Origin of the sequence: Micromonospora sp. NPDC005806, from assembly GCF_042871425.1 — a bacterium.
Taxonomy (GTDB): domain Bacteria; phylum Actinomycetota; class Actinomycetes; order Mycobacteriales; family Micromonosporaceae; genus Micromonospora.
This window is the reverse complement of the sequence record NZ_JBIAIL010000050.1, coordinates 1-22,159: the sequence shown is the minus strand read 5'-3', so window position 1 is coordinate 22,159 and position 22,159 is coordinate 1. Positions and strand designations below refer to the sequence as shown.

Sequence of the window (22,159 nt, the reverse complement as noted above, 5' to 3'; positions counted from 1 at the left end):
GATGCCAAAAGTTTCGATGTCACCGCCGGAACTTTTTCAGTCTGATGCAAAAGGTGTCGTCGCGGCGCTGGGCTCCGTGGGCCGATAACCCCTCGCTCGTTCCGTCCCCGGGCGCTAGCGTCGGCGCGTGACCGGCACCGTGCACCTGATCCGCGCGCCCCAGCTCTCCGACGTCGCGGAGTATGCGTACGCGGCCGAGGTCGCCCCGCCGGCCCGGCTGGTCTTCACCGCCGGCGCCTGCCCGCTGGACGCCGAGGGGCGGACGGTCGCGCCGGGCGACCCCGCCGCGCAGGCCCGGCAGGTGATGGCGAACCTGGCGACCGCCCTGGCCGCCGCCGGGGCCGAGCTCACCGACGTCGTCAAGACCACCGTCTACGTGGCCAGCGGCGACCGGGCCGACCTGGTGGCCGTCTGGCAGGTCGTCCGGGACGCGTTCGGCGACCACGATCCGCCCAGCACCCTGCTCGGGGTGGCGGTGCTCGGCTACCCCGACCAGCTCGTCGAGGTCGAGGCGGTCGCCGCGGTCCGGGCCGAGGTCAGCTGAGCCCGGCGGCGACCCGTTCGACGACCTCGTGCGTGTCGGCGCCGAAGAGCACCAGCCGGGCCTCGGTGACGTGCTGCGGGGCAGCGGCGCGCAGCACGGTCAACGCCTGGCGGGCCGCGTCGTCGACCGGCCAGCCGTAGATGCCGGCCGAGATCAGCGGGAAGGCGACCGTCTCCGCGCCCAGCTCGTCGGCGACCCGCAGGCTGTTCGCGTAGCAGTCGCGGAGCAGCCCCGACCGGTCCTCCCCGGGCGAGAAGACCGGCCCCACGGTGTGGACGACCCAACGGGCCGGCAGGTTGCCGGCGGTGGTGGCGACCGCCTGGCCGGTGGGCAGGCCCCGGCCGTACCGGGAGGCGCGCAGCGCCCGGCACTCCGCCAGGATCGCGGGCCCGCCCTTGCGGTGGATGACACCGTCCACTCCCCCGCCGCCGAGCAGCGCGGAGTTCGCGGCGTTGACGATCGCGTCGACGCGCTGGGTGGTGATGTCCCCCTGAACCAGGGTGACGTGCATGTCAGCCCTCCTGGATGGACTGTCCGAGCGACCGGCGGGCCAGCAGGGTGGCCCCGGCGACGGCGGCCGGCATGATGAGCACCGCGCCGAGCGGGATCAGGAAGCACACGAAGACGGCCACCCCGAAGCCCAGGGTGGTCGGTCGGTCCGCCCTGAGCAACGACCGACGCTCCGGCAGGCGCACGCCGCGCCGGTAGAAGGGCGCACCGACCAGCTCCAGGGCGAGGAACCAGCCGCCCACCGCCGCCCCGATCACCGGTACGACCGTCTGGCCCACCACCGGGAGGAAGCCGGCCGCGAAGAGGGGTACGCCGATCAGCGCGGAGAGGGCCACCAGCCGCAGCGAGTCGACGATGCTGCGGCGCAGGGAGGCCCAGAACGGCACCTCCACCGCGCCCGGGGTGCCGCCGAGCCGGTCCTCGACCCGCTCGGAGATCTTCTCGTAGAACGGGTCCCCGATGGCCAGGGTGACCGCGGTGAAGGCGACCACCCCGAGCAGGCCGGCAAGGCCCACGATCGCCAGCCCGGCGACCACCCGGACCAGGCTCCGCAAGCCCGCCGCCCAGTCGTCGGCGAACGGGGTGACCAGCGCGGCGAGGTCGTCCACGAAGTACAGCAGGGTGGCGAACGCGGCGACGAAGAGCGCCCCGGAGATCAGCGCCGGCACGACCCCGAGCAGCATCAGCCCGGGGCTGCGGACGTAGAGCCCGAGGCCGCGCAGCAGCAGGCCGGCGCCGGAGAGGAATCGGGTGACGGCGCCGGTCACGGGCGCGGCCAGGCGGGGTACGTCCACGACCGGACAGCCTAGTCGGGTCCGTCAGCCGTTCAGATACGCGAGCACGGCGCGTACCCGGCGGTGCGCGTCATCGGCCGGAGGCAGATCGAGCTTGGCGAAGATGTTGGTGATGTGCTTCTCCACGCTCACCGGCGCGAGCACCAGGGCCGCACAGATCGCCGAGTTGGACATTCCCTGGGCCATCAACCCCAGCACCTCGCGTTCGCGCGGGGTCAGCGCGTCCACCCCGGAGCGGCGGCTGTTGCGGATGAAGAGCTGGCGCACCACCTCCGGGTCCATCGCCGTCCCGCCCGCGGCCACCCGCTCCACCGCGTCCAGGAAGTCGTCGAGCGCGGTGACCCGGTCCTTGAGCAGGTAGCCCACACCACCCCGGCGGTCGGCGAGGAGTTCGGCCGCGTACGTCCGCTCGACGTACTGGGACAGGATCAGCACCCGACTGTCCCGCCCGTCCGCCCGGACCCGGAGCGCGGCGCGCAACCCCTCGTCGCGGAAGCCGGGCGGCAGTCGGACGTCCACCACGGACAGGTCGGGCCGGTGCCGCTCGACGGCGTCGATCAGGTCGTCGGCGTTGCCCACCGCGGCCACCACCTCATGGCCGGTGTCGGTGAGCAACCGCACCAGCCCGTCGCGGAGGAGCAGTAGGTCTTCGGCGATCACGATGCGCATGGCAGCTCCGCGTGCAGGACGGTCGGGCCGCCCGATGGACTGGTGAGGGTCAGCGTCCCGTCCAGGGCCTCGACGCGGCGACGGAGGCCGTCGAGCCCGCCGCCGGTGAGGTCGGCGCCACCCCGACCGTCGTCGGTCAGGGTCACCTCGAGAGTGCCGGCCGTGCGGTTCAGCACGATGCCGCACCGGGACGCCTCGGCGTGCTTGCCGGCGTTTGCCAGCCCTTCGGCGACGACGAAGTAGGCCGCCGACTCCACCGCCGCGGGGTAGCGTCCGGCCGGGTCGCCGCGCAGGCTCACGGCGAGCGAACTGTCCGCGGCCAGCGCGGCGAGGGCCGCGTGCAGGCCCCGGTCGGTGAGGATGGGCGGATGGATGCCGCGGACGAGCCGGCGCAGTTCGGCCAGCGCCTCCTCGAGCTGCCTCCGGGCCAGGTCCACGTCGAACAGCGCGGTGCCGCCGTCGGCCCGCAGTTTCCGAACCGCGAGCGCGAGAGTCATCCCGGCGGCCACTATCCGGGCCTGGGCGCCGTCGTGCAGATCGCGCTCGATCCGGCGCAGTTCAGCGGCCTGCGCGTCGACGACCCGGGAGCGGGTCTCGGCGAGCCGGGCGGCCTCCCGTACCAACCGGAGATGCGCGCCGGGAGCCAGCAGGGCGCGCGCCGCGGCGGCCACCGCGCGGGCCAGCCGCCGGAGCAGCGCGGCCGCGACCGGCACCAGCAGGAGCCCGAGCGCGCACAGCGCGAACCGGCCGGCTGTAGTGGTGAGCAGGGGACGCAACGGCCACGGCGCATTGTCGTTGGGCACCGCCCAGAGCCAGACCGGCGCCGCCACGGCGCCCAACAGCACAGCGGTGACCACCACCCCGGCCACTCCGGTCACCAGGCCCAGCGGGAAGGACACCAGCAGCCAGGCCAGGTCCCGCCAGGTGGCGGGCTGCCGGGCCACGGCGGCGATCCGGTCACGTACGGCGCCCGGGGCGGCGGGCTCGTACGGTTCGTCCAACGGCCGCCCGAGAACCCAGCCGACCCGGTGGCGCTCAACCGTGGCGATCCGCCGGGTCACCCAGGCGGCGCCGAGAAACGCCGGGCCACCGAGCTGGGTCACCGAGAGCAGGCCGACGGTGACCAACGCGGCCACCGTCCAGACGAACCCGGCGGCGCCGGCCAGGATGCCGGCCGCCAGGTATGCCAGGCTACGGGCGGTCGCCATCGTCACCCGGCGGATCGTAGCGGTCCGGGCCGCCGCCGGCGTGCCGGCGGCGGCCCGGGAGCAGACGGTCACCGGTCCCCGAGGGCTGGCAGGCCGCGCCGCGGCAGCACGAGCCGGACCGGGAGGGCACCGGCGACCAGCCCCAGCCCGGCCACCCCGGCGAGCAGCACCAGGTACGTCGCCGGTGCCACTACCAGCCGGAACACGCCGTCCTGAGCAACGCTGAACGGGACGATCACCGCGCTGGTGACCGCGACGCCCAGGGCCAGCCCGGCCGCCACCGTGATCAGCGCCTCCCGGTCCACCAGGCGGTGCACCTGCCCGGCCGTCGCGCCGGCCAGCCGCAGGTCCGCGAATTCTCGCCGACGGGCGGCGGCCGAGATGGCGAACGTGTTCACCACGGCGATCGCCGTGAAGCCCAGCGAGACGACCACCAGCAGCTCCCACGCGCCCTGCTGATTCCCGTCGTCGGTACGGGTCGCCGCCGCGGTCGGCACCACCCGCAGCTCGGGCCAGCGCTGCCCGATCCGTTCGGCCACCGCGCCGTCGGAGTGCCGGAGGGCGATCGTGGTGACCAGACCACGCGGGTCGTGCGCGGCGACCAGGGCGGCCGGCAGGGTGAGCTCGCCGAACCCGCGATACCGGGTGAAGCGGGCGGAGAGCCGCAGGACGACCTGCTCCCCGTCGGCGAGCCAGATCGGCACCTCGTCACCGAGCCGCCAGCCGTACGCGTCGGCCAGGTCGGTGCTCGCCGCGAACGTCCCGTCCCCGCCCAGGGCGCCGGCCTCGACGGCCAGGTCGAGGGCACCGTCCGACCCAGTGCGGAGCAGGCCCTGCGCGGCGTAGTCCTGGGGCTTGCCGCCTCGGGCGAGCACCACCCGGGTGGGCACGGTCGCCACCGCCCCGGTGACGCCGGGCAGCGCGGCCACCTGCGCCGCGGTGTCGAGCGGCAGGCCGGTTGCGCCGGTGACCAGGGTGGTCGCCCCGGCGAGCCGCGCCGTCTGCTGGTCGCCTGCCAGCCGGGTGGTCAACTCGCCGTTGAGCAGCAGCGGCGCGTTGATCGCGAACATCAGCACCAGGGGCACGGCCACCGCCGCGGTGCGGCGGACCTCGGCGCGGGTGGTGGCGGCGGCAAGCCAGCCGGCCGCCCCGGTGCCGGTGCTGAGCCGTCCCGGCACGGCGGAGACCAGCCGGACCAGCAGCGGGCCGAGCGCGGCGACGGCGCAGAGCAACAACGCCGAGGAGATGAACGTCATGCCCATGCCGAACGGACCACCGAGCGGCACGAAGGTCAGCACCGCGACCGCGCCGGCCGCGGCGACCAGGGCGACGGCAGCTCGGGCCGCCACCCCGCCGCGTGGCGCGACGACGGTCTCGACGAGTGCCTGGGCCGGCGCGACCCGTACCGCGCGGCGGCCGGCGAACCGGGCGGCGACCAGGGTGACCAGCGCTCCGGCGAACCCGGCGAGCAGCAGCACCACCGGGTTGATCCGTACGGTGAACTGCACCGGCACCACCCCGAGGTGCCGGAACCGGGCCGCCACCAGGTGCGCGACGAGCACGCCGAGCGGCAGCCCCGGCAGCGCGGCGACGGTGGCGAGCACCAGGCTCTCCACACCGAGCAGCCGCCGTAGCTGGCGCGGGGTCGCCCCGATGGTGCGCAGCAGCGCCAGCTCGCGCAGCCGCTGCCGGACCCCGAGCGCCACCGTGCCGGTGAGCACGAAGATCGCGGCGAAGGCGGTGATGCCGATGGTGAAACCGAAGACGGAGATCGGTCCGAGGTAGTCCGGCAGCGCCCCGGGCAGGTCGCCGCGTACCCGATCCGCCCCGGTCAGTACCGGTGCGTCCCCGGCGTGGGCTCGGACCGCCGCCAGCAGGGCCGCCCGGTCGGCTCCCGGCTGGGCCAGTACCGCGACCGCGGTGGGGCCGGCCAGGCCGGAGACCCTTGCCACCTCACTGTCGGGGAGGAAGAGCGCGCCCTGGGCTGGCAGCGCATCCCGTCCGGCGGGCGCGGCGACGCCGGCCAGCCGCAGGCTGTGCACTCCCGTGCGGGTGGTGATCCGAACCTCGTCCCCGACGGTGAGGCCGCCCCGGGCGGCGAGGTCGGCATCCACGACCACCTCGCCGGCTGTTGGCACGCGTCCGGCGCGCAACCGGTACGGGGTGAGCGCCGCCGACGACCAGCCGTGGCCGATCACCGGGGCGGCGTCGGCGCCGCGCACCGACCCGGCGGCGGTGGTCAGCTCGACGGGGAAGGCGGCGTCCGGGACGGCACGGGCCACCCCGGGCAGCGCGGCCAGCCGGGGCGCGAGGTCTGCGGGAAGCGTGCCCGCCCCGCTGAGCCGCTCGGTCTTGATCTTGGTCTTGGTCTTGGTCTTGCCCTTCTTGTGCTTCTCCGTGGCCGTGGTGAGGGTGACCTCGCGGGCGCCGGAGACCACCGCACTGGCGGCCGCGAACCGATCGGCCGGCGGGGTCGCGGTGAGCACCGAGAAGAGGAGCAGGCCGGCCCCGGCCAGCAGGGCCACGGCAAGCAGCGCGGCGAGAAAGGTGCCCAGGTAGGCGCCGCGGTGGCGACGCAGCGTTCCGATCGCGAGGCGGATCATGCGGCCGTCACCGCCGTCATCCGGGCGGCCACCGTCTCAACCGTCGGGCCGGCCAGTTCGCTGACCACCCGGCCGTCGGCGAGGAAGACGACCCGGTCCGCCCACGCGGCCGCCGCCGGGTCGTGGGTCACCATCACCACCGCGGTACGCAGGTCATCCACCGCCTCGCGCAGCAGCGCGAGCACCTCCCGGCCGGCACCGAGGTCGAGGGCTCCGGTCGGCTCGTCGGCGAAGATCACCTCGGGTCGGGCGGCGAGCGCCCGGGCGAGCGCGACCCGCTGCCGCTGCCCGCCGGAGAGCTGCCCGGGCCGGTCGTTCTCCCGCCCGGCGAGGCCGACCCGGTGCAGCACCTCACGGGCCCAGGTCCGGTCGGGTCGAGTGCCGGCGAGCCGCTGCGGCAGGAGCACGTTCTGCCACACCGACAGGGAGTCCATCAGGTTGTAGGACTGGAACACGAAGCCCACCCGTCGGCGGCGGGCCTGGGTGAGCTTCGGCTCGCGCAGCGTCCCGAGCTCCTGCCCGGCGAGCCGGATCCGGCCGCCGTCCGGCCGGTCCAGTCCGGCGGCGCACTGCAACAGGGTGGACTTACCGGACCCGGACGGCCCCATGACCGCGCTGAACGTCCCGGCCGCGAAGGCCACCGTGACGCCGGCCAGCGCGGGCGCCCCGCTGCCGCCGGCATATCTCCGCACCACATCGACCAGTTCGACGACCGGTCCGCCAGCTCCGTGAATTCGCATGTCCTCAGCCTCGTCACCGGGCGGCCCGAGCGACACACGGTCACCTCGTATCTCCGGGGGTGGGGACAGCCCTACCGGGGCCGGGGCGGGGCAGGATGGGCGGGTGCGCGCGTCCCGGTTGATCTCCCTGGTCCTACTGCTCCAGTCGCGGGAGACGATGACCGCCGCCGAGCTGGCCCGGGAGCTGGAGGTCTCCGAGCGCACGGTCTACCGGGACGTGCTGGCGCTCTCCGCCGCCGGGGTACCGGTGTACGCGGACCGGGGCCGGGCCGGCGGCTACCGCCTGCTCGGCGGCTACCGGACCCGGCTGACCGGGCTGACCCGGGACGAAGCGGAGGCGCTCTTCCTGGCCGGGCTCCCCGGCCCGGCCGGCGACATGGGTCTGGCCGACGCGGTGGCCGCGGCCGAGCTGAAGGTGCTCGCCGCGCTGCCGCCGAGCCTGCGGGACGCGCCCGCCCGGACCGGGCAGCGGTTCCACCTCGACGTGCCGGGTTGGTTCCGCGAGTCGCCGCCGCCGGCGTGGCTGGCCGAGTTGGCCCGGGCGGCCTGGCGGGACCGGGTGGTGGACCTGCGCTACCGGCGCGGCGAGCAGGAGGTGACCCGCACGGTCGAGCCGTACGGGCTGGTGTTGAAGAGCGGCATCTGGTACCTGGTCGGCCGGGTCGGAGACGGGTACCGCACGTACCGGGTGGACCGGGTGGTCGGCGTGGCGGCGGGCGACAAGACCTTCGACCGGGACGAGGGCTTCGACCTCGGGGCGTACTGGCGGGAGCAGGCCGAGGCATTCCTGCGCAGCATGCTGCGGGCCGAGGTCACCGTCCGGCTCAGCCCCGCCGGCCTGCGCGCGCTCCGGCACGTGGCGGAGGCCCCGTTCGCGTACGCGGAGGCGGTGGCCGGCGCGGGCGAACCCGACGGGCAGGGGTGGGTGGTGACCCGGCTGCCCGTCGAGTCCGTGCCGGTGGCGTACACCGTGCTGCTCGGGCTCGGCCCGGAGGTCGAGGTGCTCGACCCGCCCGAGCTGCGGGCCCGCTTCGCCGAGGCGGCCCGCCGGTCGGCGGCGCTCTACGCGGACCAGCCCGACGTCGGTCAGCGGTAGCCGGTGTCATCCGCCGGCTTACCGGGCTTGATCACCTCATCGTGGTAGCGGAGGAAGTGCGGGCGGGTGCCGTCGAGGTCGGTGAAGGCGTACACCTGGGCGAGGCTGCCGGCGTCGACGGAGGCGCCGTTCCAGCGGGCTCGGTCCGGGTCGGCGGCCACGGCGGCCACCGCGCGCCCGACGAAGGCGGGCGTCTCCGACATGACGAAGTGCGGGTCCTTCGCCGCACCGTCGCGCCAATTGGCCTCGGTGACGCCGAAGTGCTCCAGCATCGCCTCCGAGCGCAGCCAGCCGGGGGTGAGCGCGACCGCCGTGCAGCCGTGCGGCGCCAGCTCGTGCGCCTGGGTGAAGGCGAGCCGGTTCACGGAAACCTTCGCCAGGTCGTAGAAGACCGAGAGCCGGTACTCGGCGTCGTTGTACTCCTTGGTGCCGTCCCCGATCTCGACGACCAGGCCGCCCGGGTTGCGGATCAGCAGCGGCAGGGCGAAGTGGCTGGTGATGATGTGGGTGTCCACGGCCAGCCGCAGGGTGCGGAACCCGGCGTCGAGGGGTTGCTCCCAGACCGGCTTCTCCCAGGTGATCAGCGGGTCGGCACCCCAGATGTCGTTGACCAGCACATCGAGCCGGCCCTGCTCGGCGTCGATCCGCTCGACCAGGCGGCGTACCTGGTCGGGGTCGAGGTGGTCGACCGCCACGGCGATGCCGGTGCCGCCGGCGGCGGTGACCAGCTCGGCGGTCTCCTCGATGGTCTCCGTCCGGTCCATCTCGGAACGCCGCTCGCGGGTGGTCCGGCCGGTGGCGTAGACGGTGGCCCCGGCGGCGCCGAGCTGCACGGCGATCTGCCGGCCGGCCCCCCGGGTCGCCCCGGCGACGAGCGCGATCTTTCCTGTCAGCGGTTTCGTCATACGCCCACCGTGCCACCGATACCTGACAGCCGAAGTCCGGTTTTCCGGGTGATCCGGATCCGTCATCATGGCCGGCATGCACCTGCTGCTCTCCGGGATCGTCGGCTCGGTCGCGTACGGGCTGGCCGGCCCCGGCTCGGACGTGGACCGGATCGGCGTCTTCGCCGCGCCGACCGTGGCGTTCCACGGCCTGCACCCGCCTCGGGAGTCGGTGGTCACCACCGAGCCGGACGTGACCCTGCACGAGGCCCGCAAGTACGCCCGCCTAGCGCTGAGCGGCAACCCGACCGCCACGGAGCTGATGTGGCTGCCGGACGACTGCTACGAGACCCGGACCGAGCACGGCGAGCGGCTGATCGCGATCCGCTCGGCCTTCCTGAGCGCGCCCCGGGTCCGCGACGCCTACGTCGGGTACGCCACCCAGCAGTTCCGGAAGCTGACCACCCGCGACTCCTCGCTGGGTGGCCGGCGGCGGTCGGCGAAGCACGCCCGGCACCTGGCCCGGCTGCTGCACCAGGGGCGGGTGCTCTACGAGACCGGCGTGCTGGAGATCCGGCTGGCCGATCCCGAGTGGTTCCGGGCCTTCGGCGAGCGGGTCGCGGGCGGGGCGCTGGACGAGGCGGAGGCGCTGGTGGCGGCTGCCGAGCGGGACTTCGACCGGATCCGTACGCCACTGCCGGAGCGCCCGGACGAGGAGACCGTGGAGCGTTGGCTGCTCGACGTCCGGGCGGCCCACCTGCCGCGCTGACCCGTCACTGCACGTCGAACTCGTTGGCGCAGATCGCCCCTTTCGCGGCGGTGGCGGCAGGCCTGATTGAGGTCGTGGGCATCGGCCCGGCCGCCGCTGCCGCGACCATCGCCGACGGTATTAGGCCGTCGCCGGTCCCCACCCGAGCGCCGATCGTGCCCGAGCGCTGGTCCGGCGAGGCGGCGAGGCGGCGAACGGCATGAAAGCCGTCGCCCTTAGGTGAGGTGCTGTTCCTTGCCGCACACAGCGGCCGGACTCACCGACCGGCGGCCGGGTCGACCCAGGTTTGATCCAGATCGGCGTAGGGGTCCTGCGGGATCGGGTACTGCGCGGTCGGTGCCGTGTGACGGCCGGGCGTGCCGTACACGCCGGGGCTACCAGCCTGCCTCGGCACCTCGTAGCCGGCGACCTGGGCTGGCGCGTGCGGGTATGCCGGCTGGCCGTACCGCTGCGGTTCGTCCCAATCGGTCTCGGCATGGAGAGGTCCGCGCCGCCACACCAGCGTGCCGATCACGCCGATCCCAACGAGCAACAGCAGCGCGCCGATCGTGTACGCCAGCCAGGCCAGCGAGCCACCGCCGCCTGACGAGCCGGCACCGGCGAGCGGTGACTGGTCGATTGGAGCTGTGCCGTCGGTCGATATCGGGGAATCGCTGACCATCGGTGACGGAGTCGGCGTCGAAGCCGGCTGAGTCCGGATCGGCTGTCCCGCCGCCACGATCGAGGTGTGGTATGGGCCAGCCGAGCTGACGCCCTTGCCGTCCCGTCTGGGCTGCACCTGCATCGACAGCGTCAGTGCGATGCTCGGCAACTTCTTGTTGAATGACAGCTGGTAGGTGATGTTCAGTCCGCCGCCGGGCGGCAGCGCGAGCACCCCGAAGTCGATCTGCTCGGTTGCGGTGACGGCACCGCTGTGCACACCGCGCTGGGTGAACGTCCCTACGTCGTGCGGTCCGCCGGAGATGCGCTGACGCTGCAAGTCCACCAGGTCACCGACGAGGCCATCCGCCTGTAGCAGGAACGACACGTCGAGGTAGCGGAGGATCTCCTGGGATTGGTTGACCACGTGCACGGTGAAGGGCGTGGGGTCGCCTCCGCTGGGGAACTGCGCGGGCAGGTTGTCGATGCTCACCTGACAGCATCCGTCGCTCTCGGCGGATGCCGGCGACGCCACCGTGAGGAGGGTGGCCGGCACGGCGATGAGTAGGCCGAACAGGACCGCCAAGACGCTACGATTGAGCCGTTTACGCCGCATGTGCCCGATCCTTGCCGATACACGCCGACGCCCGCCTCCATACGTCATCGACGAAACGGCGCGCCAGGTACACGACATCAGTCATGGCAGCGCACGATACATGGTCGATTGGTAGCTGACCGCGGAGCTTTCCACGGGCTGGCGGAACGTACCGGGCACTCGCGGGCCCGACTGGTGGCCGAGTCAGCGCCTCGGCCGGACCACGAGCACCGCGACCGCGTACACCAGCGCGGTCGCCGTCCCTGCCATCGTGCCCAGCGCGCCCCAGATCGCCATGGCCTCGGCCTCACCTTGCTTGGCGTCAAGAATCAACAGCCCGGCGTCGGGGCCGTTGCCTGCTACCCAGATCAGGGCGCCGACCAGCGCCCCTGCCGCGAGCGGCGCGCCGCCCAGCCATACCGTCCGCCGCTGGCGGACCAGGTCGGCGGGGTGCAGTTGTGGGGCCACCCGGAGGGTGAGGTGCGAGACGAGACCGACGGTAAGTGCCGCGTAGGCGAGGGCAAGTACACCCCAGCCCGTGACCGCCAGCCACGCTAGCGCCCCGAGCAGGCGCGCCAGCACCGAGAACACGACCAGATCAGCGAGGAACAGCAGCAGCCCACCAAAGGCATAGACGACGTAGGCTGCCGCGAGGCGCCCGGCGAAGTTCAACATGTCGGCCACGCCCGCCGACGCTAGCCAATCCCCGCGCCGCCGAGGTCACCGCACTGTCGTACTTCCGTGAGGTTTCGCTGGCATGACCCACCAACCCGACCGCCCGGCGCGCACGACTGCTACCTGGTCTTCGTGGGCACCTCACGGCCGGTGGGCGCTGGAGCGCGATGGAACGCTGCGGCAACCGGCAGAAGGCCCGTGCGACGCACACCGGACTGACCGTGGTCCGCCAGGCGGCTCCGCTGGCTAGTCCGCCAGGCGCACCCGCACCCGGCGGTTGGCCCGGCCCTTGCTCTCCACCTTGACCACCTGGACCTTGCCGACCTGGGCGGTGGACGCCACGTGGGTGCCGCCGTCGGCCTGCACGTCCAGCCCGACGATGTCGACGATCCGGACCTCCTGCTCGTCGGGCGGGATCAGGTTGGACTGGGTACGGATGATGTCCGGCAGGGCCAGCGCCTCCGCCCGGGGCAGCACCCGGACGGCGACCGACCGGTCGGCGGCCACCTCGGCGTTGACCAGCTCCTCGATCCGGGACTTGAAGTCCGGTGGCACCTCGGGAAGGTTGAAGTCCATCCGCGCCTCGCCGGGCTCCATGTTGCCGCCGGTGACCAGCGCGCCGAAGTCGCGGAAGACCACCCCGCACAGCACGTGCAACCCGGAGTGGGTCCGCATCAGCATGGTGCGCCGGGCGTCCTCGACCGCGCCGGTGACGGCGGTGCCGACCGGCGGCACCGGGTCACCCTCGGCCGGGATGAGCCGGAGGTCGTCGCCCTTGCGGGTGCCCACGATCCGGGTCTGCACCCCCTGCCAGAGCAGCACCCCGTGGTCCGGCGGCTGCCCGCCACCGCCCGGGTAGAAGGCCGACCTGTCCAGCACGATGCCCTGCTCGGGATCGGCCGCCAGCACCGTGCACTCCCACTCCCGCAGGGTGGGGTCGGCGAGGTCGAGGCGGTGCGTACGGCCGTGGTGTGTGACGCCCATGACTGGGCACGTTACCCGTTGAGGAACGTCGAGATCCGCTCCCGCAGGTCGGCGCGTTCCGTCCAGAGCACGCCCGGCCGGTCGTACACGTGCAGGGTGGCGTGCGGGAGCGCGGCGGCCAACTGCTCGGCGACCGACGCCGGGTGCAGGTCGTCGCCGGCGCAGCCGATCACCAGCGCCGGCGCGGTGACCCCGGCGAGCGCCTTGGCGTCCCGCAACGGGGCCTGCTCCGGCAGGCTGGCCAGCCCCGGCGCGAGCCCGTCCCGGAGCAACTGGTCCAGCCGCTGCCGCAGGTACGCCCAGCCGGCCGGGGTGTTGCGGACCGACGGCGGCAGCTCCAGCGACACCACGTCGGCCAGGGCCGAGGCGTCGCCGTCGGCCACGGCGTCGAGCAGGTCGGTCAGCCGGGCCCGGGCGACCTCGCCGCGCGGGGTGTCGAGCACGGCAGGGAGGAAGAAGACCAGCTTGTCGAAGCGTTCCGGGCTCTCCGCGAGCAGCCGGCACAGCGCGCCCGCGCCCAGGCTGGCCCCGAAGGCCCGGTTGGCTCCGCCGAGGTCCGCGATCGCCCGCAGGTCCCGAGCGAGGTCCAGATAGGTCCACAGACCGGGCGGCGAGTCGGAGCGGCCGTGCCCGCGGAACTGGAAGAAGATCCGGCGGCCGGTGACCGCGCTGCCGAACGGGCGGGTGGTGGCGATACCGTTGCCCAGCCCGTGCGCGAACACCGTCACCGGTTCGCCGGCGCCGGTGACCAGCCGCTCCAGCCGTACCCCGTGCGGGGTGGTGACCAGCTCGGTCTCCGGCTCGGGCAGGGCCGGCCGGCCGGTGCGCGGGGCGCCGGGGCCCGGGCCCCAGGTGCGCGGGCCGCCGTCGGGCGGCGGTGGCCAGCGGAAGCCTCTCACCAGGAGCCTCGGCCGTCATGCAGGTCGCGCAGCCCGACCCGGACGTCCAGCAGGTAGATCAGTGCCGCCGCGATGCCGATCAGGCCGAAGATGCCCAGCGCGCCGCCCCCGAAACCCCCGACACCGAACAGGGTGAGCACCATCAGGACGGCCAGGATGGCGATCCAGCCCCCCTTGGGCAGCGTGCCGATCGCGGTGAACGCGTCGGACCGCTGGGTGATCGCGTGCACCAGGGAGACGCCCTCGATGACCAGGGCGAAGATGATCAGGATCAGCTCGATCCAGATGCGGACTTCCACGTAGAACAGCGGCGCGGCGTAGGCCATGTGGCCAAGCTTATGCCGAGACCCCGGAAACGTCCGACAGGACGCCGTCCGGGGTCTCGGTCCAGGTTCGACTCACTCGGCGGAGGGGCGGGTCCGCTTGGTGGTCTTCGGCAGCTTCGCCGACGGGGTGGCGGCCTTCGCGGCGGCCTTGGCGGCGGTGGCCTTCGTGGCCCGGGTCCGCTTCACGGCGGCCGGCTTGGCCTCGACGGCCTCGGCCACCTCGGCCGGGCTCGGCGCCGCGGCCGGCTTCGCGACCTCGGTGGTGGCCGGCGCGGTCACCGCCTCGGTCGCCTCGATGTCGGCGTTCACCGTGTCGGCGGCCTCCAGCACGCCGGTGCCGACGACCCGCTCCCCGCGGGCGACCAGCTCGGCGTACGTGGCGAGGGCCCGGGCCTGGGCGACCTGGGCGCCCGCCAGGGCGCGCTCCTGGGCCGCGTGGGCGCCGGCCAGCACGGCGGCGGCGTTGCGGGCCGCGGCCTCGCGAAGCTTGTCCAGGTCGAGGTCGGTCGAGCCGGCCTTCTCCCGCAGCTCGGTCGCGGTCAGGTTGGCGGTCTTCAGCGTCTCGGTCGCCTTCTGACGCAGCTCGACGCCGGTGACGACGGCCTTGCCGCCGAACTCGGCGACGACCCTGGTGCCGAGGTCGCTGACCACGGCGGGGAGCTTGCGGAGCTGCTGAAGGGCCAGCTCGCCGGCGCCGGCGGCGGCGTAGATCGGGGCCGGAATGCGGTTGGTCTTCGGCTGGGTCATCACTTCTCCTCTTCGGCCGCACCGGCGGCCTTACGGACCACCCTGCGGGCGGTCCTCTTCTCGGGGGCGGTGGTCGGGGCGGGGGTGGTGCCCGCCTCGGTGACGGCGACCGACTCGAGAACCGCCTCGGTCGGGGTGCCGTCCGGTGTCGTGGGGCCGGTCGCGGCCGGCGTGACGGTAGCCGGGGCCTGCGGCGCGCTCTTCGGCTCGGCGGCCGGCGGGACCGGCTCGGTGGCGGCCTGAGCCGCCGCGGTGGCCTCGGCGAGCCGGGCGTTCTCCCGGCGGAACGTCTCGTAGATCTGGGTGAGCGACTGCTTCTGGGCCATGGTCAGCTCGGGGTCGACGGCGATCGCGGCGAGCACACCCTGCCCCTCCCGGTCGTCGAGCAGCCCGGCCCGCAGGTACATCGCCGGGGTGGAGACGCGCAGGGCGCTGGCGAGCTGTTGGAGCACCTCGGCGCTCGGCTTGCGCAGGCCGCGCTCGATCTGACTGAGATACGGGTTGCTGACACCCGCCTGCTCGGCGAGCTGGCGCAGCGAGATCTTCGCGTTCCGGCGCAGGTCGCGAATGAACCCGCCGACGTCGGGTAGGTCCTTACCGGTGGCCATGGCTCCACGCTATCTCGGGGCGCTAGCTGCTGCAAGCAAAATGCTTGCCAGAGTTAGCAGGGTCTCAGCTAGTCGGTTGCGTACCGGGTGTCCGGTCCGTACGGTGCCCCCGTGGCAACGATCGAAGTCAACGGCGCGCAACTCGCGTACGACGAGGCCGGTAATGGCAGCCCGGTGGTGCTGGTGCACGCCGGCATCGCGGACCGGCGGATGTGGCGCGGTCAGCTGACCGCGCTCGCCACCCGGCACCGGGTGATCGTCCCCGACCTGCGCGGCTACGGCGACTCGGAGCTGCCACCCGCCCCGTTCGCGCACCACGACGACGTGATCGGCCTGCTGGACGCGCTGGGCGTCGAGCGGGCCGCCCTGGTCGGCTGCTCGTTCGGCGGCAGGGTGGCGGTCGACACCGCGCTGGCGTACCCGGAGCGGATCTCCGCGCTGGCCCTCTTCGGCGCCCCGGTCTCCGGCAACGAGTGGTCCGAGGAGACCGAGCAGCTCTGGGAGGAGCTGGTCGGCGACGTGGACCCGGCGGACTTCGCCGCCACCGCAGCCGGCGAGGTCCGATTCTGGGTGGTCGGCCCGACCCGCAAGCCGGAGGACGTCGATCCGGAGCTGATCCGGTTCGCCGAGGAGATGGACCGCCGGGCGCTCGCCGCCGAGCAGGCGCTCAGCGCCGTCGAGGTGGGCGAGCTCGACCCGCCGGCGATCGACCGACTGAGCGAGTTGCGGATGCCGGTGCTGGTCGGGGCCGGCGCGGACGACCTCGCGGACATCCGCCGGCTGGCCGACCGGATCGCCGCCGAGGCGCCGCACGGCGTCCGCCTGCCGGACGTCCCGGACACCGCCCACCTGCTCCCGTTGGAGAAGCCCGAGCCGGTCAACGCCGCCCTGCTCGACTTTCTCCCCTGAGCGGAGTCGGCCGACATGGTCCGCCCGGCTGACTCATCCGACCTGCCGGCCTGCCCCGTCGAAACCGTGGCCAGGCCCGGCAGGCCAAATCGGTCGCGGCCGACCCGGGCGACGGAGACCGGGGGCGCGACCGCGTCCTGCCGGCGAGCCGTCCGCTCGGACAACGCCGGGCGGCACAAGACCTAAGAGCGATATGCCTCTGAGACATGAACATGTCTCAGAGGCATATCGCTCTCGACTCATGTGCCGGGACGCGGGTGCCGCCACCACCGAAGCGCAACCGGCGCCCGGGTCACCAGACCGGGCGGATCGCGCCCACCGGCAGCCCGCCGCCGAGCAGCGGCAGCTCGGCGTACTCGGCCAGCACCGGGGCGTCGACGCCGAGCCGGCGCAGCGCCGCGACCAGCACCGGCATCCGGGCCCGCCCGGCGCCGTCGTCGATCTTGAGGGCGACCGCGCCGACCCCCGGGACCGCCGCCGCGATGACGCCCTCCGCGCCGACCTTCGCCAGCAGCCCCGGTACGCCGCGCATCAGCCGGGTGTCGTCCGCCTGGGTGCCGCCCACCAGCTCCGGGTACGTCCGCATCGCGTCGGCCACGGTCCGCTCGACGGTGCCGGGCTCGGCGGTGACCAGCCGCAGGTACGCCCGGGCCAGCCCGGTGAGCGAGACGGCCAGCACGGGCGCGCCGCAGCCGTCCACCCCGACCGCCGCCGCGGGCTCCCCGGTGAGCTCCTCGATCGCGGCGGCCAGCCGCTGCTGGAGCGGGTGCTCGGGCTGCCAGTACCCGTTCAGCGGCCAGCCGGCCGCGAGACAGGTGAGCAGCATCCCGGTGTGCTTGCCGGAGCAGTTCATCTGGATCCGCCGCGCCCCGCCCCCGGCCCGCAGCACCGCCTCCCGGGCCGCGTCACCGACCGGCAGGTCCGGCGGGCAGTGCAGGGCCTCCTCGCCCAGTCCGCCACGGCGCAGCAGGGCACCGACCCGTTCCACGTGGAACTCCTCGCCGGCGTGGCTGGCCGAGACCAGCGCCACGTCGGCCGGGTCGGTCAGCGGCAGCCCGGCCCGGAGCATCCCGATCGCCTGCATCGGCTTGTTGGACGAGCGGGGGAAGATCGGCGAGGTGATGTCCCCCGTCCCGGCCGCCGGCGCGCCGGCAGCGTCGAGCACCACCACGGAACCACGGTGGACGCCCTCCACGAACCCGGACCGGACCACTTCGGCGAGCGGCACGCCGCCCTCGTACGTCTTTCCCACAAGGTGGACGGTACCGACGGGCTCGGCGGGCCCGGCACCGGGGTGACCAGCGGCGTCGGCTGCGGGCGTACAGGGGTGCCGGGCGGGTCGCGACTTACCGCCCGAGGAGCTGCCGGGCCTCGGTGGTGGTCAACGGCGGGCGCTGGGCGAGCTGGGCGAACCCGACCGCGCGGGCGACCAGCTGCATGTTGGACTCGACCGGCCGGGCCTTGCCGTAGGTGACCGTGTCCTCCATGCCGACCCGGAGGTGACCGCCGGCCGAGAGGGAGGCCAGCATCACCGGGATGGTGCTGCGGCCGATCCCGGTGGCCGAGAAGGTGGTGCCCTCCGGCAGGTCGCGCAGCATCTGCTGGGCGGCGACCAGGGTCGCGGTGGTGCCCGGCATGCCGCCCGGCACGCCCATCACGAAGTCGACGTGCACGTGCCCGCCGTGCGGCAGCCCGTACTTGCCGAGCAGCCGCTGGAGGGCGGTGAGGTGGCCGAGTTCGAAAATCTCGTACTCGGGGACGACGCCCTTGTCCTGCATCCGGGTGTGCAGGTCGACGATGAACTCCCAGCGGTTCATGAAGACGTCGTCGCCGAAGTTGACCGTGCCCATGGTGCAGGAGGCCATGTCCGGGCCGGCGTCCAGCACGGCGAGCCGGTCCGCCTCCGGGTCGGTCACCGCGCCGCCCGAGGAGAGCTGCACGATCAGGTCGGTGCTCTCCCGCAGGGCCACCACGGTCTCCCGCAGCCGGCCCTGGTCGAGGGTGGGCTTCGCCTCGTCGTCGCGGATGTGGACGTGGATCACGGCGGCGCCGAGCGCCTCGCACTCCTTGGCGGTCAGCAGCAGCTCATCGAGGGTCACCGGCAGTGCCGGCACCTCCGCCTTGGCCGACTCCGCGCCGGTGGGGGCAACCGTGATCAACGTCCCTGTCGTCATGCCGGGATCCTAGACCGCCGGCTCCCCTCCGGTCGACAGGCGGAGTGCAGCAGAATTCCGCGTCCCCGCCTCTGGAAACAGAAGATTTTCCATCTCCTGGCCGTCGAGACGGTATCCCTTACGCCGGATCGATGGCGGCAGCCGTCTCGCCGACCATCAGCCGGGCGTCGTCGGCGACGTTGCGCTTGACCACGGCCAGGGCGATCTGGCCCAGCTCGTGGTGGTGCACCGCGGTGCCGACGAAGCCGACCGCCCGGCCGTCGAGGGTGACCGGCGTACCGGCGACGGGCGGCTGGTCGGTGGTCACCCCGTCCAGGTGCAACAGGACGAGCCGACGCGGCGGCTTGCCCATGTTGTGCACCCGCGCCACCGTCTCCTGTCCCCGGTAGCAGCCCTTGTCCAGGTGGACGGCGGGCGCGATCAGGTCCACCTCGGCCGGGATCGTCCGGTGGTCGGTGTCCACCCCGACCCGGGGTCGCCGGGCGGCCACCCGGATCGCCTCGTACGCCCACAGCCCGGCCACCGGCACGCCCGCGCCGCGCAGCTCGTCCACCACCTGGGTCATCGCCTCCCGGGGCAGCAGCAGGTCCACGCCGAGCGCCACCCGGCGGGCCCACCCGCCCACCGGCAGCGGCTTCACGTCGTACACCAGGCCGGGTCGTGGTGGCAGCTCGCCGGAGCGGAACTTCGGGCCCGGCACCGCGACCAGGTCGGGCGCGGCCAGCCCGGTGACCCCGAGCGTGTCGAGCGCGCCGGTGGCCTCCGGCCCGACCAGCGAGAGCAGGGCGTGGTCGGCGGTGACGTCGCGCGGCTCGACCTTGCTGAAGAACCGCATCTTCTCCAGGTACGACAGCAGCCCGGTGGTCATTCCGGGCTCGGTGTCCAGCCAGGTGGTCTCGCCGTCCTCGGTGACCATGGCGTGCTGCTCGACGTGCCCGTGCGGGGACAGCACCAGCAGTTCGGTGCCCTGCCAGGGGCTCAATCCGGCGAGGTGCTGGCTGGTCAGCGTGTGCAGCCAGCTGATCCGCTCCTCGCCCGGCACGGCCACCACACCCCGGTGCGAGCGGTCCACCAGGCCGACGCCGGTGGCCAGGGTGCGCTGCTCGCGCATCGGGTCGCCGTAGTGGGCGGCGACCGGGCCGACCCCGGCCGCCCGGTGGGCCGGCTCGGGCTGGTCCCGGGTCTCCTCGTCGATCGCCTCGGCGGCCACCGCTCCCGCGATGTCGATCATTTCTGTCCCCCGTCCTCGCACTGGCCGCAGACGCCGAAGAGCGCCACGTGCCCGATGTCGACCTGGAATCCCCGGTGCACGGCCAGCTGGTCGGCCAGCGGGCGGAGCAGCTCGGGATCGATCTCGTCGATCGCGCCGCACTCCCGGCAGACCAGGTGGACGTGCTGATGCTCACCGGCCGCGTGGTAGGTCGGCGAGCCGTGCGAGAGGTGGGTGTGGGTCACCAGGCCGAGCCGCTCCAGCAGCTCCAGCGTGCGGTAGATGGTGGTGATGTTGACCCCGGCGGCCACCTCTCGCACCGCCGAGTGCACCTGCTCCGGCGTGGCGTGCCCCAGCTCCATGACGGCCTGGAGCACCAGCTGCCGCTGGGCCGTCAGCCGCAGCCCACGGGAGCGGAGCAGTTCCGCGAGGGAGGATTCGCACACCGTCCGATCATAGTTCGGCCGCCGGGCCGGACCAGCCGCCGCGGTGGTAGGCCACTACGCTCGGCGCTCGTGGTGGCATCGCGGGTGGCCGTGCTGGGCCGGGGCGTCGTCTCGGCCGGGGAGGCGGTGCTGCGCGGCGACGACCGGGGCGTGCTGCACGGCGACGGCCTCTTCGAAACCCTGCACCTGCGCGGCGGTGAGCCCTGGCTGCGCGACGCGCACCTGGCCCGGCTGCGGGCCGGCGCGGCGGCCGTCGAGCTGGACCTGCCGCCCACCGGCACACTGGTCGAGCTGCTCGACGCGGTCCGCGCCGGGTGGCCGCCCGAGGTGGAGGGGGCGCTGCGGCTGGTCTGCACCCGGGGCCCGGAAGGCGGCGGCCCACCGACCGTCTACGCCACGCTGGGCGAGGTGCCGGCGGCGGCGAAGCGGGCCCGGCGGGCCGGGGTGACCGTGGCCACCCTGCCGCTCGGGGTGGCCGCCCGGTCCCGCCCGGAGCTGGGCTGGCTCGCGACCGGCGTCAAGTCCACCTCGTATGCGGTGAGCACCGCCGCCCGCCGCTGGGCGGCCCGCAGCGGCGTGGACGACGTGCTCTGGGTCTCCACCGACGGGTACGTGCTGGAGGCGCCGAGCGCCAACGTGGTGTGGCTGAGCGGGGCGACGCTGTGCACGGTGCCGGCGGCGGAGACCGGAGTGCTGCCCGGGGTGACCGTCCGCTGGCTCCTCGACCACGCCCCCCAGCTCGGCCTGGCGGCGGAGGAGCGCCTGGTCAGCCCCACCGAGCTGCACGCGGCCCACGGAGTCTGGCTCACCTCGTCCCTCCGCGGCCTGGCCGAGATCCGCACGCTCGACGGCGTCCCCCCACCGCGGACCGACCTGACCCCCGCCCTCCAGGCACTCCTCGGCTTCCCCACGAGTTGACGGGGTGGTCGGCCCGGGCCGAGGGCACGGGCCGGCGGGGGTCAGCCGGCTACGCGGGTCAGGCGGGCGGAGAGGTGGGGACTGAGGGCGTGGCCCATCGCGGCCATCTCCTGGGCGTAGAGCAGGGCGCCCTCGACGATGCCGAAGAGGCGGGCGCCGGCGGTGACCTCCTTCGCGGTGGCCGTCCGGACCACGGCGTCGGTGGCGAACTCGATCTGGGTGCCCTTGCGCTTGCCGATGTGCAGCTCCATCACGCCGGTGGGCGTGGTCATCAGCGCCTCCAACTCGTCGGTGACCCGGTCACCGTCCAGCACCGGACGCCACCAGCCCACCTCCCGACCGGCCGGGCGGACCGGGCGGCTCTGCTCGTCGAGGATCCAGGCGCGGGACTCGTAGCACAGGAACGGCCGGCCGTCGTGGCTGATCCGGATCTCCTGCGCGAAGTCGAAGTCCTCGATGGTGGGGAACCCGCCCCGGCCCCGCCCGCGCCACACCCCGATGTACGGCAGCAGGCCGTCCAGGCTCCGGTGCAGCTTCGGGCCGACGCGCAGGTCGTGGCTCTCCTCGTACGGGTACGGGTCGACCGGCGGCGCGTTCAGCCACGGCGGCTGCAGCGGGTTCTCGCTCACCATTTTCCTCTCGAGATCTTCACGGCCAGATAGACCAGGCCACCGGCGAGCGCGCCCAGGCCGGCGACCAGCAGGCTGACGAACCCGATCTCGGTAACCATCCCGGTCATCCTATGCTGGCGTCATGGCCCGCACTCTCGTCGTCAAGGCCACCGCCGGCGCGGATGCCCCCGAGCGCTGCGCACAGGCCTTCACCGTCGCCGCCACCGCCGCCGCCGCAGGGGTCGAGGTGTCGCTCTGGCTGACCGGGGAGTCGACCTGGTTCGCGCTGCCCGGCCGGGCGCAGGAGTTCGAGCTGCCGCACTCCGCGCCGCTCGGTGAGCTGCTGCACGTGATCCTGGCCACCGGCACGGTGACCGCCTGCACCCAGTGCGCCGCCCGCCGGGACATCGGCCAGGACGACGTCATCCCCGGCGTACGCATCGCCGGCGCCGCGGTCTTCGTCGAGGAGGCGATGGCCGAGGGTGCCCAGGCCCTGGTCTACTGACCTAGACGAGTAAGTCCGAAGTCATTCGGGGCTGCGGAGACGGGGGAAGGGTGTTGATGATCCGTTTGTGACGACAGACATCAACACCCTTCTGAC

At 73.8% G+C, this 22,159-nt stretch carries 26 protein-coding genes; 6 read left to right on the top strand and 20 right to left on the bottom strand.

Annotation, left to right across the window (positions count from 1 at the left end):
- The first annotated feature begins 139 nt into the window (after positions 1-139).
- Positions 140-544: a RidA family protein gene (locus ACFYOS_RS32190; RefSeq protein WP_387149780.1), complete on the top strand. Its 405-nt coding sequence runs from the start codon at positions 140-142 to the stop codon at positions 542-544.
- Here ACFYOS_RS32190 and ACFYOS_RS32185 read toward each other — a convergent pair.
- From ACFYOS_RS32185 to ACFYOS_RS32160, 6 genes are all read right to left on the bottom strand, one after another.
- A complete protein-coding gene (locus tag ACFYOS_RS32185; RefSeq protein WP_387149733.1) occupies positions 537-1,055 on the bottom strand; it encodes an O-acetyl-ADP-ribose deacetylase in 519 nt (172 codons plus the stop codon). The genes ACFYOS_RS32190 and ACFYOS_RS32185 overlap by 8 nt on opposite strands.
- A 1-nt stretch (position 1,056) precedes the next feature.
- Positions 1,057-1,848: an EI24 domain-containing protein gene (locus ACFYOS_RS32180; RefSeq protein ID WP_387149731.1), complete on the bottom strand. Its 792-nt coding sequence runs from the start codon at positions 1,846-1,848 to the stop codon at positions 1,057-1,059.
- Positions 1,849-1,872: 24 nt separating this feature from the next.
- The gene (locus ACFYOS_RS32175; protein WP_387149728.1) at positions 1,873-2,517 is read right to left on the bottom strand and encodes a response regulator; all 645 of its coding nucleotides are present in this window, start codon (positions 2,515-2,517) and stop codon (positions 1,873-1,875) included.
- On the bottom strand, positions 2,505-3,725 hold the full coding sequence (locus ACFYOS_RS32170) for a sensor histidine kinase (protein WP_387149776.1): 1,221 nt from the start codon (positions 3,723-3,725) through the stop codon (positions 2,505-2,507). Before ACFYOS_RS32170 ends, ACFYOS_RS32175 begins: the two co-directional genes overlap by 13 nt.
- 68 nt (positions 3,726-3,793) lie before the next feature.
- Positions 3,794-6,328, bottom strand: coding sequence for an ABC transporter permease (locus ACFYOS_RS32165; RefSeq protein WP_387149725.1), 2,535 nt, complete (start codon positions 6,326-6,328; stop codon positions 3,794-3,796).
- Complete coding sequence (locus tag ACFYOS_RS32160) at positions 6,325-7,068, bottom strand: ABC transporter ATP-binding protein (RefSeq protein WP_387149723.1); 744 nt, start codon at positions 7,066-7,068, stop codon at positions 6,325-6,327. Before ACFYOS_RS32160 ends, ACFYOS_RS32165 begins: the two co-directional genes overlap by 4 nt.
- 103 nt (positions 7,069-7,171) lie before the next feature.
- Here ACFYOS_RS32160 and ACFYOS_RS32155 point away from each other — a divergent pair, with 103 nt between their 5' ends.
- On the top strand, positions 7,172-8,164 hold the full coding sequence (locus ACFYOS_RS32155; protein WP_387149720.1) for a helix-turn-helix transcriptional regulator: 993 nt from the start codon (positions 7,172-7,174) through the stop codon (positions 8,162-8,164).
- Here ACFYOS_RS32155 and ACFYOS_RS32150 read toward each other — a convergent pair.
- Complete coding sequence (locus tag ACFYOS_RS32150) at positions 8,155-9,069, bottom strand: SDR family oxidoreductase (RefSeq protein ID WP_387149717.1); 915 nt, start codon at positions 9,067-9,069, stop codon at positions 8,155-8,157. The two genes, ACFYOS_RS32155 and ACFYOS_RS32150, sit on opposite strands and share 10 nt — an antisense overlap.
- Before the next feature lie 76 nt (positions 9,070-9,145).
- Here ACFYOS_RS32150 and ACFYOS_RS32145 point away from each other — a divergent pair, with 76 nt between their 5' ends.
- A complete protein-coding gene (locus ACFYOS_RS32145) occupies positions 9,146-9,817 on the top strand; it encodes a DNA polymerase beta superfamily protein (protein ID WP_387149774.1) in 672 nt (223 codons plus the stop codon).
- 256 nt (positions 9,818-10,073) lie between these two features.
- Here ACFYOS_RS32145 and ACFYOS_RS32140 read toward each other — a convergent pair whose 3' ends face one another.
- The 7 genes from ACFYOS_RS32140 to ACFYOS_RS32110 all read right to left on the bottom strand — a co-directional run bounded on the left by ACFYOS_RS32140 (position 10,074) and on the right by ACFYOS_RS32110 (position 15,290).
- Positions 10,074-11,072, bottom strand: a complete 999-nt coding sequence (locus ACFYOS_RS32140; protein ID WP_387149714.1) for a hypothetical protein — start codon at positions 11,070-11,072, stop codon at positions 10,074-10,076.
- Between the two features lie 183 nt (positions 11,073-11,255).
- The gene (locus tag ACFYOS_RS32135) at positions 11,256-11,735 is read right to left on the bottom strand and encodes a hypothetical protein (protein WP_387149712.1); all 480 of its coding nucleotides are present in this window, start codon (positions 11,733-11,735) and stop codon (positions 11,256-11,258) included.
- A 237-nt stretch (positions 11,736-11,972) separates the two neighbouring features.
- The gene (locus ACFYOS_RS32130) at positions 11,973-12,710 is read right to left on the bottom strand and encodes an alanyl-tRNA editing protein (protein WP_387149709.1); all 738 of its coding nucleotides are present in this window, start codon (positions 12,708-12,710) and stop codon (positions 11,973-11,975) included.
- An 11-nt stretch (positions 12,711-12,721) separates the two neighbouring features.
- On the bottom strand, positions 12,722-13,609 hold the full coding sequence (locus ACFYOS_RS32125) for an alpha/beta fold hydrolase (RefSeq protein WP_387149706.1): 888 nt from the start codon (positions 13,607-13,609) through the stop codon (positions 12,722-12,724).
- Positions 13,606-13,935, bottom strand: coding sequence for a DUF2516 family protein (locus tag ACFYOS_RS32120; RefSeq protein ID WP_387149703.1), 330 nt, complete (start codon positions 13,933-13,935; stop codon positions 13,606-13,608). Before ACFYOS_RS32120 ends, ACFYOS_RS32125 begins: the two co-directional genes overlap by 4 nt.
- 72 nt (positions 13,936-14,007) lie before the next feature.
- Positions 14,008-14,685, bottom strand: a complete 678-nt coding sequence (locus tag ACFYOS_RS32115) for a hypothetical protein (protein WP_387149701.1) — start codon at positions 14,683-14,685, stop codon at positions 14,008-14,010.
- Complete coding sequence (locus ACFYOS_RS32110) at positions 14,682-15,290, bottom strand: helix-turn-helix domain-containing protein (protein ID WP_387149698.1); 609 nt, start codon at positions 15,288-15,290, stop codon at positions 14,682-14,684. The genes ACFYOS_RS32115 and ACFYOS_RS32110 overlap by 4 nt, the downstream gene beginning before the upstream one ends.
- A gap of 111 nt (positions 15,291-15,401) precedes the next feature.
- Here ACFYOS_RS32110 and ACFYOS_RS32105 point away from each other — a divergent pair, with 111 nt between their 5' ends.
- Positions 15,402-16,199, top strand: a complete 798-nt coding sequence (locus tag ACFYOS_RS32105) for an alpha/beta fold hydrolase (RefSeq protein ID WP_387149695.1) — start codon at positions 15,402-15,404, stop codon at positions 16,197-16,199.
- Positions 16,200-16,491: 292 nt separating this feature from the next.
- Here the strand turns inward: ACFYOS_RS32105 and ACFYOS_RS32100 are convergent, their stop codons facing one another.
- The 4 genes from ACFYOS_RS32100 to ACFYOS_RS32085 all read right to left on the bottom strand — a co-directional run bounded on the left by ACFYOS_RS32100 (position 16,492) and on the right by ACFYOS_RS32085 (position 20,029).
- Positions 16,492-17,451, bottom strand: a complete 960-nt coding sequence (locus ACFYOS_RS32100; protein WP_387149693.1) for an asparaginase — start codon at positions 17,449-17,451, stop codon at positions 16,492-16,494.
- Between the two features lie 94 nt (positions 17,452-17,545).
- Positions 17,546-18,373 (bottom strand): 3-keto-5-aminohexanoate cleavage protein, encoded by an 828-nt coding sequence (locus ACFYOS_RS32095; protein ID WP_387149691.1) that lies wholly within the window; start codon positions 18,371-18,373, stop codon positions 17,546-17,548.
- Positions 18,374-18,491: 118 nt separating this feature from the next.
- Positions 18,492-19,604: a YgfZ/GcvT domain-containing protein gene (locus ACFYOS_RS32090; protein WP_387149688.1), complete on the bottom strand. Its 1,113-nt coding sequence runs from the start codon at positions 19,602-19,604 to the stop codon at positions 18,492-18,494.
- Positions 19,601-20,029 carry a Fur family transcriptional regulator gene (locus ACFYOS_RS32085; RefSeq protein ID WP_387149685.1) on the bottom strand — a complete coding sequence of 143 codons (429 nt, stop codon included), beginning with the start codon at positions 20,027-20,029 and terminating at the stop codon, positions 19,601-19,603. The genes ACFYOS_RS32090 and ACFYOS_RS32085 overlap by 4 nt, the downstream gene beginning before the upstream one ends.
- A 69-nt stretch (positions 20,030-20,098) precedes the next feature.
- On the opposite strand from ACFYOS_RS32085, the gene ACFYOS_RS32080 reads away from it, so the two are divergent.
- Positions 20,099-20,947 carry an aminotransferase class IV gene (locus ACFYOS_RS32080; protein ID WP_387149683.1) on the top strand — a complete coding sequence of 283 codons (849 nt, stop codon included), beginning with the start codon at positions 20,099-20,101 and terminating at the stop codon, positions 20,945-20,947.
- 41 nt (positions 20,948-20,988) lie between these two features.
- Here ACFYOS_RS32080 and ACFYOS_RS32075 read toward each other — a convergent pair whose 3' ends face one another.
- Positions 20,989-21,579, bottom strand: coding sequence for an FABP family protein (locus ACFYOS_RS32075; protein WP_387149681.1), 591 nt, complete (start codon positions 21,577-21,579; stop codon positions 20,989-20,991).
- The gene (mtfM, locus tag ACFYOS_RS32070; protein ID WP_274534545.1) at positions 21,573-21,677 is read right to left on the bottom strand and encodes a small membrane protein MtfM; all 105 of its coding nucleotides are present in this window, start codon (positions 21,675-21,677) and stop codon (positions 21,573-21,575) included. The genes ACFYOS_RS32075 and mtfM overlap by 7 nt, the downstream gene beginning before the upstream one ends.
- A 23-nt stretch (positions 21,678-21,700) precedes the next feature.
- Between mtfM and ACFYOS_RS32065 the strand changes: the two genes are divergently transcribed.
- The gene (locus ACFYOS_RS32065) at positions 21,701-22,063 is read left to right on the top strand and encodes a DsrE family protein (protein WP_387149678.1); all 363 of its coding nucleotides are present in this window, start codon (positions 21,701-21,703) and stop codon (positions 22,061-22,063) included.
- Positions 22,064-22,159 lie beyond the last annotated feature (96 nt).